General features: G+C 60.7%; 3 protein-coding genes. 2 read left to right on the plus strand and 1 reads right to left on the minus strand.

What is annotated here, in order from left to right:
• Positions 1 to 129: 129 nt before the first annotated feature.
• Together WCA53_RS02035 and WCA53_RS02040 are read left to right on the plus strand one after the other, a co-directional pair.
• Positions 130 to 1,641 (plus strand): CoA-acylating methylmalonate-semialdehyde dehydrogenase, encoded by a 1,512-nt coding sequence (locus tag WCA53_RS02035; protein ID WP_423904949.1) that lies wholly within the window; start codon positions 130 to 132, stop codon positions 1,639 to 1,641.
• 113 nt (positions 1,642 to 1,754) lie between these two features.
• A complete protein-coding gene (locus tag WCA53_RS02040; RefSeq protein ID WP_423904951.1) occupies positions 1,755 to 2,108 on the plus strand; it encodes a DOPA 4,5-dioxygenase family protein in 354 nt (117 codons plus the stop codon).
• On the opposite strand, the gene WCA53_RS02045 is transcribed toward WCA53_RS02040, so the two are convergent.
• On the minus strand, positions 2,094 to 2,273 hold a 180-nt coding region (locus tag WCA53_RS02045; RefSeq protein ID WP_423904953.1), incomplete at its 5' end, for a hypothetical protein. The two genes, WCA53_RS02040 and WCA53_RS02045, sit on opposite strands and share 15 nt — an antisense overlap.

Below are 2,273 nucleotides of genomic sequence, written 5' to 3' on the forward strand. Positions count from 1 at the left end.
ACTTCGCATGGTGCGCTTCCATGCGCTTATTGTTCACCATAGAAAACAATCATTTCAACGATAGCGTCTTTGCATAGACGCCCGAGGTTCTTACACTCCAGTACACATTCATCACTTCAGGTGCACATCATGAAAAGCTTCAGCGATCGCGCGGACGTCGGACATTTCATCGGGGGCCAACGCGTGCCCGGCGCGGGTACGCGTACCCAGCCGATCTTCAATCCGGCCACCGGCAAGGAAGCGCGCACGCTGCGCCTGGGTGACGCAACCGATGTCGACGCGGCCGTCGTCGCAGCCAAAAAAGCGTTCCCGGCGTGGAGCAATACGCCGCCCATCCGCCGCGCCCGTGTCATGCTGCGTTTCCTGGAATTGATGAACAAGCATGCCGACGAACTCGCCGCAATTATTACGGCCGAGCACGGCAAGGTATTCAGCGACGCGCACGGCGAGGTAGCGCGCGGTATCGATGTGATCGAGTTCGCGTGCGGCATTCCGCAACTCCTGAAGGGCGATTACACGGAGCAGGTCTCCACAGGTATCGACAACTGGACGACGCGCCAGGCGCTTGGCGTGGTCGCCGGGATCACGCCGTTCAACTTTCCATGCATGGTGCCATGCTGGATGTTCCCCGTGGCAATCGCGGCAGGCAATACGTTCATCTTGAAGCCGAGCGAGCGGGATCCTTCGGCAGCGCTCTTCATGGCGGGACTTCTGCAGGAAGCGGGCTTGCCCGATGGCGTTTTCAGCGTGGTGCAGGGCGACAAGGTCGTGGTCGACGCATTGCTCGTTCACCCCGACGTCAAGGCCATCAGCTTTGTAGGGTCGACGCCCATCGCCAATTACATCTATCAGACCGGTGCGCAGCACGGCAAGCGCGTGCAGGCGCTCGGCGGTGCGAAGAATCACATGGTCGTGATGCCCGATGCCGACATCGATAAGGCCGTCGACGCGCTGGTCGGTGCAGGATATGGATCGGCAGGCGAGCGCTGCATGGCGATTTCGGTCGCGGTTCTCGTCGGCGATGTGGCCGATAAGCTCGTCCCGCGACTCGCCGAACGCGCACGCGCGCTAGTCGTGAAAAACGGCATGGAAGCCGATGCGGAAATGGGACCTGTCGTCACGCGCCAGGCGCTCGAACGCATTGAAGGCTACATTGCACAGGGTGTCGAAGAGGGCGCGACCCTGGTCGTGGACGGGCGCAATTTCAAGGTTCCTGGTCATGAAGAGGGCTTCTTCACCGGCGGTACCTTGTTTGACAACGTCACGCCCGAAATGCGCATCTACAAGGACGAGATTTTCGGCCCGGTCCTCTCGTGCGTTCGCGTGAAGGACTTCACCGAAGCCGTCGACCTCGTCAATGCGAACGAGTTCGGCAATGGCGTCGCTTGCTACACCAGTGACGGCCACGTGGCGCGCGAGTTTGGACGGCGTATCGAAGTCGGCATGGTCGGGATCAACGTACCCATTCCGGTACCGATGGCATGGCACGGCTTCGGTGGCTGGAAGCGCAGCCTGTTTGGCGACATGCATGCCTACGGTGAAGAAGGCGTGCGATTCTATACTCGTCAGAAATCGATCATGCAGCGCTGGTCGGAGAGCACGGACAAGGGCGCCGAGTTCGCGATGCCGACAGCGAAGTGATGCAGTAAGGCATACGCCGAGTGTGAGAAGATTACAAAGAGTTTGCCCCGCGCGATTCCGGTCGCGCGGGGCAAACGTCCTTTTGCAATCGACTTTTCTCCACAGCTATTCCTATGACCTTTCTCGATGTATCGGCGATTGCGGACTGGCACGCGCATGTCTACTTCGACGCCACCAGCCGCGACGCGGCCTGGCAGCTACGGGAGGAAATCGCACAGCGTTTCGACGACGCCCTGAAGGTCGGCCGTTTCCACGAGCGCCCCGTCGGACCCCATCCAAAATGGTCGTTTCAGCTTGCATTCGACCGGACGCAACTGGCTGGCGTCGTGGAATGGCTGACGCTGAACCACGGTTCGCTCGACGTGTTCCTGCACCCGAATACCGGCGACGCCCTTCGCGATCATCGCGACGCAGCGTTGTGGATCGGGCATTCGCATGAGCTATTGCTTGATCTATTCACGGCCTGAATACACAAGAAAAAAATGCCACTGAGCCCGAGCCGCGCAACAAGCCGCGCGCGACACGACCGAACCGTCGCGCAGATTCGTGTGTAACGCCGGCCGGTGGTCGCTGATGCGCGGGCAGGGGCCGAGGCAGTACACGGCGGGCGGTCCGCCGAGGCTAGCCAAGGC

Source organism: Caballeronia sp. (genome assembly GCF_049581465.1).
In the GTDB taxonomy this organism is placed as follows: domain Bacteria; phylum Pseudomonadota; class Gammaproteobacteria; order Burkholderiales; family Burkholderiaceae; genus Caballeronia.